Here is a 17133-nt window from a genome sequence, read left to right as displayed (position 1 = left end):
GACCTGAGGCCGGGACCCGGGGATGCGCGGCTCCCCCGCCAGGATTCGAACCTGGACATACGGCACCAAAAACCGCAGTGCTGCCAATTACACCACAGGGGAATGGACTCCACTAAACCGGACATTTAGCCGGTCTGTCGAGTGGAACCTCCCCCACTATGCCGTACCGGGGGGCCTCGATGCGACGGTATGGGGACCTGCGGGCGACCGGCCGGTGAGGGTGCCGTGAGGGCGGCGGGCGGGCGCCGCGGGGTGCGGGTGCGGTGGGGTAGGGACGGGCGCCGCCGGATGTGCCTGTCCGGGCCGCCGGCGGCGTGCGTGGCCTGGTGCGGCGCCGTCCCGGGGCCTGGTTCACCGGTCCGTGCGCGCCGGGCGGTGGTGCGGGCGCACGGGGGGTGGTGCCGGAGCGCTCGCGACCCCTTGCCGCCACGCCGTGAAAACCCCTCGAAAAAGCCTCCCCCCACGCCTTTACGCTGGGGTGCATGACCACCACGGGGGAAGACCGCGCCACGACAAGGGGAGGGCCGTGGTGGTGGGCGCGCCGGCGCGGTGCCGTGCTGGACGTGGCGCTGGCGCTGGCGTCGGCCGTGGAGTGCGGGGCCGAGGGGATCGAGTTCGCGGGGGACGCGGGGCTCCCCGTCCCGGTCGGCGTCGTCTTCGGCCTGGTCGCGGGCTCGGTGCTGGTGCTGCGGCGGCGCTGGCCGATCGCCGTGGTGCTGGTCTCCATCGCGGTGACACCCGCCCAGATGGGCTTCCTGATGGGTCTGGTGGGCCTCTACACGCTGGCCGCCTCCGAGCTGCCCCGGCGGATCATCGGCGCCCTGGCGGGGATGTCGTTCGTCGGCACCATGATCGTGACGTTCGTGCGGGCGCGGCAGGACATGGCGCACGGCCACCTGACGATCGGCGACTGGTTCGTCCCGTTCCTCGCGATCACCACGTCCGCGGGGGTCACGGCGCCCCCGGTGCTGCTGGGCCTGTACGTGGGCGCGCGCAGGCGGCTGATGGAGAGCCTGCGCGAGCGTGCCGACTCGCTGGAGCGGGAGCTCCAGCTCCTCGCCGAGCGCGCGGAGGAGCGCGCGGAGTGGGCGCGCGGCGAGGAGCGCACCAGGATCGCCCGCGAGATGCACGACGTCGTGGCGCACCGCGTGAGCCTGATGGTGGTGCACGCCGCGGCGCTCCAGGCGGTGGCGCGCAAGGACCCGGAGAAGGCGGTGCACAACGCCGCGATCGTCGGGGACATGGGCCGCCAGGCGCTCACGGAGCTGCGGTCGATGCTCGGGGTGCTGCGGGCGGGCGACAGCCTGGTGCCGCACGACCCGGTGCCGCTGGCCGCGGTCGGGGCGGCGGCCGCCGCGGCGGCGTCCCGCGCGGTCGGCGACGGCGCGCAGGACTGCGTGCAGGACGGTCCGAGCCTCGCCGAGCTGGACGAACTGGTCGAGCAGTCCCGGGCGGCCGGCATGGTCGTGGAGCTGTCCGTGGAGGGCCGGGAGGGCCCCTACCCGGCCGAGGTGGAGCAGACGGCCTACCGGGTGGTCCAGGAGGCCCTGACGAACGTCCACAAGCACGCGGCGGGCGCGAAGACCTACGTACGGCTGGCCCGCCGGGTGTCGGAGATCGCCATGCAGGTGGAGAACGAGTCGGCCCCGGACGGCGAGGGCGAGAGCGCACGGCTGCCGAGCGGCGGCAACGGCCTGGTGGGCATGGAGGAGCGGGTGTCCGCGCTGGGCGGGGCGTTCGTCTCGGGCCCCACGGACGCCGGCGGCTTCCGGGTGTCCGCGGTCATACCTGCTTCCTGAGGGCGCGGCCGCTTGGGCGTGCGGCTTCCTGAACGTGCGGCCGTTTGAGCGTGCGGCTTCCTGAACGCGCAAGCGTTTGCGGCTTCCTGAACGTGCGGCCGCTTGCGGTTTCCTGAGCGCGCGGGCCCTTGGACGACCGCTTCGTGAACGAACGGTTCGTGGACGGCCGGGTTCCTGGGCGACCGGATTCCTGAGGGACGGCGCCGTCACCCCGTCGTGAGCCGCTGCGGCTCCGTGCCCGAGATGAGCGCGCCGAGGGCCTGGTCCAGGTCCGGGCCGAGGTACCAGTCGCCGCTGTGGTCGAGCCCGTAGACGCGCCCGCCCGCGTCGATGGCGAGCAGCGCCTGGGGCTCGCCGGTGTCGGCCGCGGCGGCGATCTCCTGGCCGAGCGGGCAGACCTCGGTGTCGAGCGCGCGCCCCAGGTCCCCGAGGGTGCGGGCCATGTGCAGGCCGTGCAGCGGGTCGAGGTCGAGCACGGCGGGCGCGAGCCGGGTGCCCGGCCCCGAGGGCGTGATGTGCAGGCCGCCGAACTCCGCCCAGGCCTCCACCGCCGCCGGGAAGATCACGTGCTGGTGCCCGGCCGGCGAGGTGTGCGCGCTCAGGGTGTCGGCCCAGTACTCGGCCTGCTTTATGTCCCACCGTCCCGGCTGCCAGCCGGCGGCGCGCAGGACGACGTCGACGGTGAGCGGGAAGCGGTTGGCGGAAGAGCGATCGGGGTGCATCGGCCGTTGTCTCGTTCGGTTCGATCGGTTCGTTGTGGAGGCGTGGTTCGCCCGGCGGGCGTGGTGACCCGGATGGTGGCGCTGGGGCTCGCACGGGGCGCGGGGTGTGCGCGCCGGTGGCCGGTGAGCGCGGCTGCGCCTCGGGCGCCGGGGTGGGGGATCCCCGAACGGTGCGGAGCCGGGCGCCGTCAGCCGTCCGGCGCCTCCGGGTCGACGACGCGGATGCCGAACTCGCCGGCGAGCGCCGCGCACGCGCGGCAGGGGTGCGCGAAGCTGCCGTGCAGGGGGTCGCCGTCCTCCCGGATCCGCCGTGCGGTGAGCTTGGCGTTCTTGAAGGCCTTGCGGGCGTCGTTCCGCGTCATCGGCTTGCGCCGCGCGCGCTTGCTGCGCTCTCCGTCCACGGCGGCGAGATGGCGGGAGACGAGCAGCGTCTCCGCGCAGCGCCCGGTGAAGCGGTCCCGCTGCTCGATCGGCAGCTCGTCCAGGAGCTCCTGGACGAGCGGGTGCAGCTCGGGCGCCAGGTCGCCGCGCGCGGCCGTTCCGGTGAGCGTGCTGCCGCGCACGGACAGGGCGGCGGCCACCGTGGGCAGGATGCCGTCCCGGCGGTGGCGCAGCACGGGCGCGTGAGGGGCACTCAGATCCACGTCGCCCCGGGGGTCCCCGGGCATGCCCGGCTCGCCCGCCGCGGCCTGCCCGGGCACGTGCACGGGGTCGGCGGGGATACCGGAGGCGCCGGGGGCGACGGGGCCTCTGAAGCCCGCCTCCCGGTCCGTGCCGGTATTCGGTTGTGCGGTGTGCATGGTGGTGCTTCCCTCCCGGCCCCCGGTGGTGGACCCCGTTCCCGGGGCAACCGCCGCGGGTTTCACGCCCCGCGTTGCGGACACAGCCTGCCAAACGGCGAGCTGCTCCGGAAGCTGAGGCCATGCGACACGCTGATCGGGAGGCCCACCGTCATCACCGCGTGACTGCAGGTCACTGAAACGGAGGGCCGGTGACCCCTCGGGCCCTACCGCATAGGCTGTCGTCATCCGAGAAGCCGCGCACCGGCAGGCGCGGGGCGGCAGGACACCTCGCGCGGACGGTGCGGTCGGCGCGGACGGCGTGCAGGGACCCGGCATCCGCCGGGCGCGCGGCGCGTACGGACAGCAGCAGACACTCGTACAGCAGGACGCAGCAGGGGGCTACCGCCATGACGACAGGTCGGCTCGGTCTTGGGGCGCCTGGCGCCCCGGCCGGGGGACACGCCGCACCGCCGAATGCGGCGTACGCCGGGCAGGTTGTGCACTTCCCGGACCCGGTGCGGGCAGCCCGGCACCCCAGAGGCGTCCGCGTGGACGAGCGGGGCTACCCGGACTTCTCGCCCTACGCGTCCGCGGCGGCGGAGATAGCGGAGCCGCCGGAGGGCTTCGGCGTGGACGAACTCCGCCTGACGGACTACGTGTCGGCGAACGCCGCGCTGGCGGCGCAGGGCCACGACCTGTGGAGCACCATCCCTTCGGTGGCGACGCCGCCCGGCTGGACGTGGCACCACGTGCCGACCTCGCGCCGGCTGGAGCTGGTTCCGGTCGAGGTGAAGGCCCTGCTGCGGCACCACGGCGGCCTCGCGACGGCCGCGGTGGACCAGAACAAGCGCGGCACCCGCCCGCTCCAGGACCCCCGCCCCGCGCACTTCGGGCTTCCCGAGCGCGGCCTCGCGGTCTCGGAGCGCGCGGTGCAGGGCGCCGAGGAGAACCTCGGCTACCGGCTGCCCGGCGCGTACCGGTCGTTCCTGAAGGCGGCGGGCGGCCGCGCGCCGGTCGGCGCCGCCCTCGACGCCGAACTCGGCCTGCTGGTGGACCAGCCGTTCTTCACGGTCCGCGGCGAGGCCGCCGTCGACGACCTGGTGTACGTCAACAAGTGCCTGCGCGACCACCTGACGAAGGACTACCTGGGCGTCGCGTTCGTGCAGGGCGGCCTGCTCGCCGTGAAGGTCAAGGGCGAGCAGCCGGGTTCCGTGTGGTTCTGCGCGTACGACGACGCGCGCGACCAGGACGGCTGGGCGGTCACCGACCGGGTGCCGCGCCTGCTGCTGCCGTGCGGCGGCGACTTCGACGCCTTTCTGACGCGTCTCGCCGGCAACCCCCCGGAGCTGGAGACCGTGGCCAACCTGATGGTGGACGGCGGTTTCGCGCGCGCCGTACCGGTGGCGGAGTGAGTGGGGCCAGTGAGTGGGGGAGTGATCTGCCGATGGTGACGTTCGCTCAGGCGCAGGACCGCGCCGAGGAGTGGATCAACGCGGAGGTACCGGCGTACGAGCGCCGGGACGTGCGCGTCCGGGAGTTCGAGCTGGGCTTCGTGGTCTGGGCCGCCGGGTCCGCACGGGCCGGGGACCGTACCCCGGGCGCCGCGCAGGCGCCCGGAGACGCGCCCGCGGAGGGCGGCGGCCCGCGGCTGGTGATCCCCCGCGACGGCGGCGCGGCCACGCTCTGGCCGGCCCTGCCGGTCGACGACGTGATCCGCCGGTACGAGGAGGAGTACGGCACCGCGGAGGAGGCCGGGCAGGCCCCGGCGCCCGCGGCGCAGAGCGTCGACCTCAACCAGACGTCGTTCCTGCTGAGTCCGCCCGAGTGGCTCCAGGAGGCGGCGGACCGGCTGGGGGTTCCTGATCAGCGGGCGGGCGGTGCGGCGGCCGGGGCGGGGGGCGGTGCTGGTGCCGGCTCCGGTGAGGGTGCGGGTGCCGGTGCCGGCTCCCTTGTGGGTGTGGGTTCTGGTGCGGATTCCGGTTCGGGTGTGGACTCCGGTTCGGGTAGGGGGTCCGGCTCGGTTGCGCGCGTGGACGGCGGTCTGGACGCGGGCGGTTCCGGGGTGTCCGGGGCCGGTGGTGTCGCGGGTTCCGGTTCCGGCTCTGCCGGGGGCGCCGACCAGGTTCCGGCCGCGCACGAGGACGAGCGTGCGCGGGAGTCCGGCGCCGTCTCGCAGCCCACTCCCTGGGCGGGTACGGACACCAACGCGGATGCCGGCGACGACCGCTCCGTGCCGCTGCCCGCCACCGTCTTCGCGCCTCCGCTCACCGACCTGGACGACGGCGGTACGCCGCACGAGCCGCCGGCGACGCCGGTGCCGCCGGATGCGAAGACGTCGCTGATGTCCGGCGGCAGCCAGTTGCCGCCGACGGCCGTGGCGCCCGCGATCGACGGGCCGGAGGGTTCTGTTCCGGGCGGCCCTGGTGCCCCGGGAGCTCCGGGAGCGCCGGGAGCCCCGGGGTACGGATATCCGCAGGGGGCCGGCGGTCCTGGAAACGCCGGTGGGCCGGGTGCTTCGGCCGGTGCCGGTGGGTCTGGTGTTCCGGGCGGGTCTGGCGTTCCGGGTGGTCCCGGCGCGCCGGGTGGGGCCGGCGTGCCTGCGGAATCCGGTGCTTCTGGCGTTCCCGGTGTTCCCGGCGGGCCCGGTGCCCCGGGTGCACCCGGGGCCCCGGGTGCTCCTGCCGGTCCGGGTGGGCCTGGTGCCGGTGTGCCGCCCGCGTCGGGTCCCGGCGCGCCCGGTACCCCGGCGGGCGGTTACGTGCCGACTCAGCTCGTGTCCTCGCTGGGCCCTGACGGGCCCGGTGGCCCGGGTGCCCCGGGTGCCGAGGGCCCGCCCCCTCCGCCCGTGCCCGGCGCTCCCGGCGCCCCCGCGGGCCCCCCGCCGCCGCCCGGCTCGGCGCCGCCGCCCCCGGGGGCTCCGCCCGGTGGCGTGCACCATGCCGCGACGATGCTGGCCGACCCGGGCCAGGGCGGCTCCGGCGTGCCCAAGCCTCCGCCGGCGCCCGGCGCTCCGGGAGCGCCCGCCGGACCGCCTCCGCCTCCCGGCTCGACGCCGCCTCCGCCGGGCGCGCCCGGTACACCGGGAACCCCGCCGCGCGGCGTGAGCCCCGGTACGCCGCCGCCCCCCGGCGGAGTGCACCAGGCGGCGACCATGCTCGCCGGCCCGGCCGTGGGCGGCCCCGGCATGCCGCCTCCGGGTGCGCCCGGCACCCCCGGTGCGCCGGCGGGCCCGGGCATGCCGCCGCCCCCGCCCGGCCAGGTCGCGCACGGCGCACCGCCGCCGCCCGCGGCGTACGGCTACCCGCAGCAGCCGGTCGGCCAGCCGACCGTCGGCCCGGGCTACCAGGCGGTGCTGCGGTACCGCGCGCAGGACGGCTCCGAGCAGCAGCTCATCCGCCGCTCCGCGCCGGGCATGCCGCACCCGGAGTGGCAGATCGTGCACGAGCTGCACGCCATGAACGTGCCGCCGCAGCAGGTCCTGGAACTCCACACCGAGCTGGAGTCCTGCGAGCTGCCGGGCGCGTACTGCGCCCGCATGATCCGGGAGAACTGGCCGCAGGCGCGGATCACGTCCATCGCCCCGTACGGCAGGGACCACGCGTCGCGGCAGCAGGGCATGCAGCAGTTGCTCGCCCACCAGGGGGAGCTGCACCAGGTCGCGGACGGCCCCGCGCGGCCCGCGCCGGTGCGCGCGCCGCTGCCGCCCGTGCCGCCCGCGCCCCCGCTGCCGCCGGAGGGCGTGGCCCAGGAACTGGCCGCCGCGTACGGCCCCGGGGTCTTCCGGTTCGACCAGCGGGCGGTGTCCCGGCAGGGCGTGCCCGAGGTGGTGGCCACGACGCTGATGTGGGCGGGGCTGCCGCTGGACGTCCGGCCGTTCTTCTGGGCCCAGGCGCAGCCCGGCCGCCCGGTGCCGACCCTCCACGAACTGGCCTTGGAACGCGGTGTGCAGCCGGCCTCCGACGCCGCCTCCTATCTCGTGATGGGCACCGACTTCGGGCGGGCGATCTGCGTCCAGTACGGCACGGCGAACATCGTGGCCGTGCCCGTTGAGGCAGGCCCGGGCGGTGCTCCCGTGCCGCCGCAGTTCGTGAACACCGGCCTGCCGGAGTTCGTGCGCTGCCTGGCCCTCGTCGGCCGGATGTGGCCGCTGCGGCTGGGGCTCAACCAGGAGCAGGCGGGCCGCTGGACGGTCGACTTCCAGGCCCAGCTCGCCTCGCTGGACCAGGCGGCACTGGGGTCCCCGGAGAGCTGGTGGTCCGTCATCCTCGAACAGATGTGGGACGGCCTCCTCTGACCCGGTGACCCGGTGATACCGGTGCCCGCCCTCCAAGGGCTTCGACGGTGGCTGGCGTGCCGCACACGCGCGCGTGCGGCACGCCAGCCACCGTCTGCCATAGGGGCTCGCCTGGACAGGCTGGCGGGCCGATGGGTCGTCGGAGGACCGATGGGCCGTCGGACCGCGCGGCGTCAGGGCCCGTCCGGCGGCGTACCCAGCCGCCCCGTGAGGGCGAGCAGGCTGGTGCGCACGCGATCCATGTGCACGAGCACCTCGTCCCGCTGCGCGTCGTGCTCCCTGAGCACGCGGTCGGTCTCGCGCCCGATGGCCTCCTTGCGCATCCGCGCCTCAGCCAGCAGCTCCGCCGCGCCGGCCTCCGCGTTCTCCTGGTCCCGCTTGGCCTTCTCCCGGGTCGCCACGAGGGCCCGTTGCGCGTCCCGCAGGCGTGCCTCGGCCTGTGCCGTGAGTTCCTCGTGGTGGGCCTTGAGCTCCGCCTCGCGCTCCGCGAGCTGACGTTCCGCGGCCTCCCAGCGCTCCTCGTGCTCGCTCTCCTGCCCGGCCAGCAGCTCGGCCACCCGCTGCCGCATCTCCCGCAGCGCCGCCAGCACCTCAAGACGGGTCTCCTTGACCTCGGCGCGCGCTGCCGTGCGCAGCTCGTCGGCGGTCTCGCGGTCGGTCAGCAGGCGCCTTCTGGCGTACTCGTCGGACTCCGACCGCAGCGCCTCGGCGTAGGCGCGGGCCGCGTCACGCGCGCGCGTGCTCTCCTGCACCGCGTCCTCGCGGGTGCGCCGGGCCACCTCCTGCGCCTCCGCCCGCACCACGAGGGCCTCCTCCTGGGTGAGCGCGAGGAGCCGGCGGGCGCGCACCCCGAGGGACTCGTACGTCTGCGGGGGGAGCCGCCGCAGGGCCTCGTCCAGCCGCGCGAGCTCCGCCTCCATCTCCTTGGCCAGCACGGTCAGCCGGGCCGCCCGCTCCCACGCCTCGTCGCGCGCGTCGGACAGGTCCGTCACGAACGCGTCGGCCTGCCCGGGACGGTAGCCACGGCCTCGTACGGCGGCGAAGCCGTGCGGTGACGCCGATGCACTGCTCACCCTGAATCCCCTCTTCCGGCACTGGAGCGCGCTTCTTCCCGCACTGGAGCGCGGTCCGCGCGGCACGGGCCCCGAACGCGCCGCGCGGCGCCCACGGCGGTACGCGCGTATCACTCCATGTGCCGCACATCTTGATGGATCAAGAGGAACACCACATAACGCGACACTCCGCCCATTCGTCCGTCAGGGACGAACTCGTTCGGACGGGATGCCGGCGGGGCCGGCGTGCGCGCCCCCTCGTGGGGCTCGGAGCCGGGCCGGTGACGGCCGTGGAGCCGGGCCGGTGACGGGGCGTGGAGCCGGGCCGGTGATGGGGCGTGAGAGTGGCCTTTGTTCCGCCCCCACGCCTCCCGCACGCCCCGCGCGGCCCCAGCCCGCCCCCAGTCGGCTCCCTGTGCGGCCCGCCCCTCCTGTAGCCGCGGGTGGAACCAGGCGCCCAGGCGCTGAGCAGGAGCCTCCGCTTGACCCTCACGCGACGGAAGGGTGGATGCTGCGTGGGCGGAAGGGTGGAGGGGACCCTTACACCTTCTCCTCCGGGGGGTGGAGCGCCCCTAGGGGATCCTCCGTACTGCGGGCAGGGGCACGTTCGTACTGCCGGAGGACGAGGCGCGGCGGGCCGCTGCCTAGCCTTGCTGTGTACGACGGACCGGGCGGATCGGCGCCCGCCCTGGCCTGGGGGGACTCGGGCGGGCGCCGGAGGCATCGGGGGTCGTGCGGGCGGGCCGGCCGCCCCGGTACTGCGTGAAACCGCAGTGCGGGGGTGGGGTTTACCCCAGGAAAAGAGTGCGCTGTTCCTCAGCGCGGTGGGGCGTGCCGGCCACGCAGACTGAAGCACGGAGCGAAGCACGGCTGCCATAGCTGCCAGCCGCCCCTCATCCCCGCATCACACACCCCTTCGATCGGCCGGTCCGATCGGAAACCGATATAGGAGACTTAGCGTGACTACGGCTGTAACCATTCCGAGGCACGGGGGAGCCGGAGGGCGTACGGCCGCAGCCGCTCGTGCCCGGCAGGTGGTCAAGGCGTACGGCGCCGGCGAGACCCGCGTCGTCGCGCTCGACAGCGTCGACGTGGACATCGACCGCGGCAGGTTCACCGCGATCATGGGCCCCTCCGGGTCCGGCAAGTCCACTCTGATGCACTGCCTGGCCGGCCTGGACACCGTGACGTCCGGCCAGATCTTCCTCGACGAGACCGAGATCACGGGCCTGAAGGACAAGAAGCTCACCAAGCTGCGGCGGGACCGCATCGGCTTCATCTTCCAGGCGTTCAACCTGCTGCCGACGCTCAACGCCCTGGAGAACATCACGCTCCCCATGGACATAGCCGGCCGCAAGCCGGACCGCGAGTGGTTGGACCGCGTGGTGAAGACCGTCGACCTCGGAGGACGCCTGAAGCACCGTCCGAGCCAGCTCTCCGGAGGGCAGCAGCAGCGGGTCGCCGTGGCCCGCGCCCTGGCGGCCCGCCCCGAGATCATCTTCGGTGACGAGCCGACCGGGAACCTCGACTCCCGCGCCGGTGCCGAGGTGCTCGGCTTCCTGCGCCAGTCGGTCGACGAGCTCGGCCAGACCATCGTGATGGTCACCCACGACCCGGTCGCCGCCGCCTACGCCGACCGCGTCCTGTACCTGGCCGACGGCCGCATCGTCGACGAGACGCACAACCCCACCGCGGACCAGGTCCTGGAGCGGATGCTGCGGTTCTCCGGCGAGCAGTCCCCGGCCCCGCGCTCCGATGCCCGGAGGCGCCGGTCATGACCGTCCTCAGGACCTCGATGCGCAATTTCCTCGCGCACAAGGGCCGCATGGCGCTCTCCGCCATCGCCGTCCTGCTCTCGGTGGCGTTCGTCTGCGGCACGCTCGTGTTCACGGACACCATGAACACCACGTTCGACAAGCTCTTCGCCGTGACGGCCGCGGATGTCACGGTCAACCCCAAGGTGGAGAAGGACCGCCCGCAGTCGGACAACGGCCGGCCGCTGTCGCTGCCCTCCTCCCTCCTGGCGAAGGTGCGCGCCGTGGACGGCGTGAAGTCCGCCGAGGGCGCGGTGAGCAGCGAGAAGGTCACCGTCGTCGACGCCCACAACAAGAACATGGGCTCCGACACGGGCGCCCCGACCATTGCCGGCAACTGGACGCAGAACGACCGCCGTTCGATGGACATCACCTCGGGCCACGCCCCGAGAGGCCCCTCCGAGGTGATGGTCGACGCGGACACGGCCGACAAGCACCACCTCAAGCTGGGCGAGGGCCTGCGCACCATCACCGCCACCGGTGACCTCACGGCGCGGATCTCCGGCATAGCCACCTTCAAGGTGACCAACCCGGGCGCGGCGATCGTCTACTTCGACACGCCCACCTCGCAGAGCAGGCTGCTCGGCTCCACCGACCGCTTCTCGGCGATCACCATGACGGCCGACGAGGGCGTGAGCAACGACCAGCTCAAGCAGCGGGTCAGCTCGGCGCTCGGCTCCTCGTTCACCGTGAAGACGCAGGCGGAGTCGGCGGACGAGAGCCGCAAGTCGGTCGGTTCCTTCCTCGACGTGATGAAGTACGCCATGCTCGGCTTCGCCGGCATCGCGTTCCTGGTCGGCATCTTCCTGATCATCAACACCTTCTCCATGCTGGTCGCCCAGCGCACCCGCGAGATAGGTCTGATGCGGGCCATCGGCTCGTCCCGCAAGCAGGTCAACCGCTCCGTGCTGATCGAGGCCGTCCTGCTGGGCGTGGTCGGCTCGGTGCTGGGCGTGGTGGCAGGAGTCGGCCTGGCCGTGGGGCTGATGAAGCTGATGTCCGGCCTCGGCATGGAGCTGTCCACAGGCGACCTGACGGTCAAGTGGACGACTCCCACCGCCGGTCTGCTGCTCGGTGTCATCGTCACCGTGCTCGCCGCCTACCTCCCGGCCCGCCGCGCCGGGAAGGTCTCGCCGATGGCGGCACTGCGGGACTCCGGCAACACGACGGACGGCAGGGCCGGTGTGGTGCGGGGCGTCCTGGGCGTGCTCCTCAGCGCCGGGGGCGGCGCCGCGCTCTACGCCTCGGCGGGCGCGGAGAAGGCGATGCAGGGCTCGCTCTGGCTCGGCCTCGGCGTGGTGCTCTCCCTGATCGGCTTCATCGTGGTCGGCCCGCTGCTCGCGAGCGGCGTGGTCCGCGTGATCAGCGTGGTGGTCCTGCGGTTCTTCGGGCCGGTGGGCCGGATGGCCGAGCGCAACGCACTGCGCAACCCGCGCCGCACCGGCGCCACCGGCGCGGCGCTGATGATCGGCCTCGCCCTGGTCGCCTGCCTCTCCGTGGTCGGCTCGTCCATGGTCGCCTCGGCCACCGAGGAACTGGACAGGTCGGTCGGCGCGGACTTCATCGTGCAGTCCAGCACCGGCCAGACGATCGTCCCGCAGGCCGCGAAGGCCATGGAGAACACACCGGGCCTGGCGCACGTCACTCACTACCTGGGCGTCCCCGCCAGGATGACCGCGCCGAACGGCAAGTCGGAGAACGAGCAGCTGGTCGCCGCGGACCCGTCGTACGCGACGGACCTGCGCCGGGAGACCACCGAGGGCGACCTCTCCGCGGCCTACGGCAAGGACTCCATGTCCGTCGGCACGGACTACGCCGGCCGCAACCACGTGAAGGTCGGTGACCGCATCACCATCGCCTTCACCGGCGGCAGCACGGCCAAGCTCAAGGTGGCGGCGATCACCTCGGACGACACGTCCATCGACAAGGGCGCGATGTACATGAGCATCGCGACGGCCCGGCAGTACCTCCCGGCCGACCGGGTGCCGCAGAACCTGCTCATGTTCGGCGCCGCCAAGGACGGCCAGGAGAAGCAGGCCTACGCGGCTCTCAAGAAGTCGCTGGCGGCGTACCCGCAGTACAAGGTGGAGAACCAGACCGACTTCAAGCAGGAACTGAAGGACCAGATAGGCCAGCTCCTCAATCTGGTCTACGCCCTGCTGGCTCTGGCGATCATCGTCGCCGTGCTCGGCGTGGTGAACACGCTGGCACTGTCGGTGGTGGAGCGCACCCGGGAGATCGGCCTGATGCGCGCCATCGGGCTCTCCCGGCGCCAGCTGCGCCGCATGATCCGCCTGGAGTCGGTGGTGATCGCCCTCTTCGGCGCCCTGCTCGGCCTCGGCCTGGGCATGGGCTGGGGGGCCACGGCCCAGAAGCTGCTGGCCCTGGAGGGCCTGCGCACCCTGGACATCCCCTGGCCGACGATCATCACGGTCTTCATCGGCTCGGCGTTCGTGGGCCTCGTCGCGGCCCTCCTCCCGGCCTTCCGGGCCGGCCGGATGAACGTCCTGGGGGCCATCGCCACGGAATGAGCGCGTAGCGCTCGAATCGCCGACCACTGAGCGGGGGTAACGGGGGGCACGGCGCCCGGACGCAGCACAGGCGTCCGGGCGCCGTGCGGTGCGCCCCGACAGGGGCGCGGGAGGTACCCCCAGGACACAGCCTCGCGCCCCCGGGGGACATCGGGTCACCCAAGCCCCCGCCCCCGGCGCCCAGAGACCCCGGGGGCAAGGCGAGCCCCGGGGTCACCGCTCCCACGCGCGCGGCACGGCGCCTCCTCGGAGTCGTAGGCTGGAGGCTCCGGCCCGCCAGAAAGGCGCTTGGCCGGTGTTCGCGCTGCCCACCCGGACGGAAACCCTGTTCATGAGCCTGCATGGCCTGCTCGACGCCGTCGTCAAGGACGCGGCCCTGGCGGAAGCGGTCACCGCGGCCACCGACGGTAACCGTATGCATGTCGACCTGGTCGGCCCGCCCGCCGCACGCCCCCTCTCGGTGGCCGCGCTGGCGCGCGAGACCGGGCGCCCCGTACTGGCCGTGACCGCGACCGGCCGCGAGGCGGAGGACCTGGCCGCGGCGCTGCGCAGCCTGCTGCCGCCGGACGGCGTGGTGGAGTACCCCTCCTGGGAGACGCTGCCGCACGAGCGGCTCTCTCCGCGCTCGGACACCGTCGGCCGCCGCCTCGCGGTGCTGCGCCGGCTCGCCCACCCCAGCGCGGACGACCCCGAGACGGGCCCCGTCCAGGTGGTCGTCGCCGCTGTCCGTTCCGTGCTCCAGCCGCAGGTCAAGGGCCTGGGCGACCTGGAGCCGGTGGCGTTGCGCACGGGGATGCAGGCCGATCTGGAGGAGATCGTCGACGCGCTCGCGGCGGCCGCGTACGCGCGCGTGGAGCTGGTCGAGAAGCGCGGCGAGTTCGCGGTGCGCGGCGGCATCCTCGATGTGTTCCCGCCCACCGAGGAGCACCCCCTGCGCGTCGAGTTCTGGGGCGACGACATCGAGGAGATCCGCTACTTCAAGGTCGCCGACCAGCGTTCCCTTGAGGTCGCCGAGCACGGCCTGTGGGCGCCGCCCTGCCGTGAGCTGCTGCTCACCGACGAGGTACGGACGCGCGCCGCCGCGCTGGCCGAGGACCACCCCGAGCTGGCCGAGCTGCTCGGCAAGATCGCCGAGGGCATCGCCGTGGAGGGCATGGAGTCCCTGGCGCCGGTCCTGGTCGACGACATGGAGCTGCTGCTCGACGTGATGCCGGCGCGCAGCATGGCGGTGGTGTGCGACCCGGAGCGGGTGCGCACCCGGGCTGCCGACCTGGTGGCCACCAGCCAGGAGTTCCTTGAGGCGTCGTGGGCGGCGAGCGCCGAATCATGGCGTACGGGCGAAGCCCGCTCGGTCGAGGGTGGTGGCGGGCGACGGGCGGGCGGCCAGGCGCCGATCGACGTCGGCGCGGCCTCCCTGTGGTCCATCGCGGACGTCCGCGAGCGGGCCCGGGAGCTGGGCATGATGTGGTGGTCGCTCTCACCGTTCGCCGGTGACGAGGCGCTCGCCGAGGACTACGCCGACGAGACGTCGGACATCCTCAAGCTCGGCATGCACGCACCGGAGAGCTACCGCGGCGACACCGCGCGCGCCCTCGCGGACACCAAGCAGTGGCTCGCCGACGGCTGGCGCACGGTCTACGTCACCGAGGGCCACGGCACGGCGGCGCGCACCGTGGAGGTGCTCGGCGGCGAGGGCATCGCCGCCCGCCTCGACACCGACCTGGCCGGGCTCACCCCGTCCGTGGTGCACGTGGCGTGCGGCTCCATCGACCACGGCTTCGTCGACGCCGCGCAGCGCCTCGCCGTGCTCACCGAGACCGACCTGTCCGGCCAGAAGGCCGCGGGACGCGACGGCGCCCGGATGCCGGCCCGGCGCCGCAAGACCATCGACCCGCTCACCCTGGAGTCGGGCGACTACATCGTCCACGAGCAGCACGGCGTGGGCCGCTACATCGAGATGGCGCAGCGCACCGTGCAGGGCGCCACCCGCGAGTACCTGGTGGTCGAGTACGCCCCGGCCAAGCGCGGCCAGCCCGGTGACCGGCTCTACATCCCCACCGACCAGCTGGAGCAGATCACCAAGTACGTCGGCGGCGAGGCCCCGACGCTGCACCGCCTCGGCGGCGCCGACTGGACGAAGACGAAGGCCCGCGCGAAGAAGGCCGTCAAGGAGATCGCGGCCGACCTGATCAGGCTCTACTCCGCCCGGATGGCCGCGCCCGGGTACGGCTTCGGTCCCGACACCCCCTGGCAGCGCGAGCTGGAGGACGCCTTCCCCTACGCGGAGACGCCCGACCAGCTCACCACCATCGCCGAGGTCAAGGAGGACATGGAGAAGACGATCCCCATGGACCGTCTGATCTGCGGCGACGTCGGCTACGGCAAGACGGAGATCGCGGTGCGCGCCGCGTTCAAGGCGGTCCAGGACGGCAAGCAGGTCGCCGTGCTGGTGCCGACCACGCTGCTGGTGCAGCAGCACTTCAGCACGTTCTCGGAGCGGTACGGGCAGTTCCCGGTGTCCGTCAGGGCGCTCTCCCGGTTCCAGACGGACACCGAGGCGAAGGCCGTGCTGGAGGGGCTGCGGGACGGCGCGGTGGACATCGTCATCGGCACCCACCGGCTGTTCTCGTCGGAGACCAGGTTCAAGGACCTCGGGCTCGTGATCGTCGACGAGGAGCAGCGGTTCGGCGTCGAGCACAAGGAGCAGCTCAAGAAGCTGCGCGCCAACGTGGACGTGCTCACCATGTCCGCCACTCCCATCCCGCGGACGCTGGAGATGGCGGTGACGGGCATCCGCGAGATGTCGACGATCACCACGCCGCCGGAGGAGCGGCACCCGGTGCTCACGTTCGTCGGGCCCTACGAGGAGCGGCAGATCGGCGCCGCGATCCGCCGCGAGCTGCTCCGCGAGGGCCAGGTCTTCTACATCCACAACAGGGTCGAGTCGATCGACCGCGCCGCCGCGAGGCTGCGGGAGATCGTGCCCGAGGCCCGGATCGCCACCGCGCACGGCCAGATGTCCGAACAGGCGCTGGAGCAGGTGGTGGTGGACTTCTGGGAGAAGAGGTTCGACGTGCTGGTGTCGACGACCATCGTCGAGTCCGGCATCGACATCTCCAACGCCAACACCCTCATCGTCGAGCGCGGCGACAACTTCGGCCTGAGCCAGCTCCACCAGCTCCGCGGCCGCGTCGGCCGCGGCCGCGAGCGCGGCTACGCCTACTTCCTCTACCCGCCGGAGAAGCCGCTCACGGAGACCGCCCACGAGCGCCTCGCCACCATCGCGCAGCACACCGAGATGGGTGCGGGCATGTACGTGGCGATGAAGGACCTGGAGATCCGCGGCGCGGGCAACCTCCTCGGCGGCGAGCAGTCCGGCCACATCGCGGGCGTCGGCTTCGACCTGTACGTGCGCATGGTCGGCGAGGCGGTCGCGGACTACCGCGCCTCCGTCGAGGGCGGCGAGGCCCCGGAGGAGCCGCCGCTGGAGGTCAAGATCGAGCTGCCGGTCGACGCGCACGTCCCGCACGACTACGCGCCCGGCGAGCGGCTGCGCCTCCAGGCGTACCGGGCCATCGCCTCGGCCAACTCCGAGGAGGACATCAAGGCGGTCCGCGAGGAACTCACCGACCGCTACGGCAAGATGCCCGAGCCGGTGGAGAACCTCCTCCTCGTCGCGGGCCTGCGGATGCTGGCGCGGGCGTGCGGCGCGGGCGAGATCGTCCTCCAGGGCAACTCGATCCGGTTCTCCCTCCCGTCACCCGACCACCACCCCTCAACGAGCGCTGGCGCGCGCCCCTCTCGATCGTCCCCCGACAGCGCCTCGAAGGGTGCCGACGCGGGGCCTTCCCGGCTGGAGTTGCGCGAGTCGCAGGAGCTGCGCCTGAAGCGCCTCTACCCGGGGACGGTCGTCAAGGCGGCCACCCGCCAGCTCCTCGTTCCGCGCCCGAAGACCGCGAAGGTGGGCGGCAAGCCGCTGACGGGACGCGAACTGCTGTCGTGGACGGGCGAGTTCCTGACGTCGATCCTGGGGGCGTAGCCGGGGCCCCGCGCGATCGTGCCGTGGCCGGCGGTCCCTGCGCGCCTCGCGTGCGGGGGCCCGGGCGCGCGACAGGCTCGGGCGTACAGCCTATGACCGT

At 73.6% G+C, this 17133-nt stretch carries 8 protein-coding genes, 1 tRNA gene and 2 pseudogenes; 7 read left to right on the top strand and 4 right to left on the bottom strand.

The genetic code is table 11. The annotated features are described in order from the left end of the window. Positions 1-30 precede the first annotated feature (30 nt). A tRNA-Gln gene (locus tag Sm713_RS25285) sits at positions 31-102 on the bottom strand. A gap of 380 nt (positions 103-482) precedes the next feature. Between Sm713_RS25285 and Sm713_RS25280 the strand changes: the two genes are divergently transcribed. Continuing rightward, entirely contained in the window at positions 483-1799 is a 1317-nt protein-coding gene (locus Sm713_RS25280) for a histidine kinase (protein WP_212912390.1), read from the top strand. Between the two features lie 206 nt (positions 1800-2005). On the opposite strand, the gene Sm713_RS25275 is transcribed toward Sm713_RS25280, so the two are convergent. Together Sm713_RS25275 and Sm713_RS25270 are read right to left on the bottom strand one after the other, a co-directional pair. After that, positions 2006-2521, bottom strand: coding sequence for an SUKH-3 domain-containing protein (locus Sm713_RS25275; protein ID WP_212912389.1), 516 nt, complete (start codon positions 2519-2521; stop codon positions 2006-2008). A 188-nt stretch (positions 2522-2709) separates the two neighbouring features. Next, a complete protein-coding gene (locus tag Sm713_RS25270) occupies positions 2710-3189 on the bottom strand; it encodes a YwqJ-related putative deaminase (RefSeq protein ID WP_212914818.1) in 480 nt (159 codons plus the stop codon). Positions 3190-3710: 521 nt separating this feature from the next. On the opposite strand from Sm713_RS25270, the gene Sm713_RS25265 reads away from it, so the two are divergent. Together Sm713_RS25265 and Sm713_RS25260 are read left to right on the top strand one after the other, a co-directional pair. Then, positions 3711-4715 (top strand): SMI1/KNR4 family protein, encoded by a 1005-nt coding sequence (locus tag Sm713_RS25265; RefSeq protein WP_212912388.1) that lies wholly within the window; start codon positions 3711-3713, stop codon positions 4713-4715. A 32-nt stretch (positions 4716-4747) separates the two neighbouring features. Beyond that, positions 4748-7597, top strand: coding sequence for an SUKH-4 family immunity protein (locus tag Sm713_RS25260; RefSeq protein ID WP_212912387.1), 2850 nt, complete (start codon positions 4748-4750; stop codon positions 7595-7597). Positions 7598-7770: 173 nt separating this feature from the next. Here the strand turns inward: Sm713_RS25260 and Sm713_RS25255 are convergent, their stop codons facing one another. After that, the gene (locus Sm713_RS25255; RefSeq protein ID WP_212912386.1) at positions 7771-8670 is read right to left on the bottom strand and encodes a cellulose-binding protein; all 900 of its coding nucleotides are present in this window, start codon (positions 8668-8670) and stop codon (positions 7771-7773) included. 938 nt (positions 8671-9608) lie between these two features. Between Sm713_RS25255 and Sm713_RS25250 the strand changes: the two genes are divergently transcribed. From Sm713_RS25250 to Sm713_RS41750, 4 genes and pseudogenes are all read left to right on the top strand, one after another. Then, positions 9609-10427: an ABC transporter ATP-binding protein gene (locus tag Sm713_RS25250; protein WP_212912385.1), complete on the top strand. Its 819-nt coding sequence runs from the start codon at positions 9609-9611 to the stop codon at positions 10425-10427. After that, a complete protein-coding gene (locus Sm713_RS25245; protein WP_212912384.1) occupies positions 10424-12994 on the top strand; it encodes an ABC transporter permease in 2571 nt (856 codons plus the stop codon). Before Sm713_RS25250 ends, Sm713_RS25245 begins: the two co-directional genes overlap by 4 nt. Positions 12995-13325: 331 nt before the next feature. Continuing rightward, positions 13326-16742 (top strand): annotated as a pseudogene (gene mfd / locus Sm713_RS25240) (transcription-repair coupling factor); the annotation flags it as partial. Positions 16743-16847: 105 nt separating this feature from the next. Then, positions 16848-17033, top strand: a pseudogene (locus Sm713_RS41750) (hypothetical protein); the annotation flags it as partial. Between the last annotated feature and the right edge of the window lie 100 nt (positions 17034-17133).

The organism is Streptomyces sp. TS71-3 (assembly GCF_018327685.1).
Taxonomy (GTDB): Bacteria; Actinomycetota; Actinomycetes; order Streptomycetales; family Streptomycetaceae; genus Streptomyces.
This window is presented reverse-complemented; position numbering and strand designations above follow the sequence as displayed.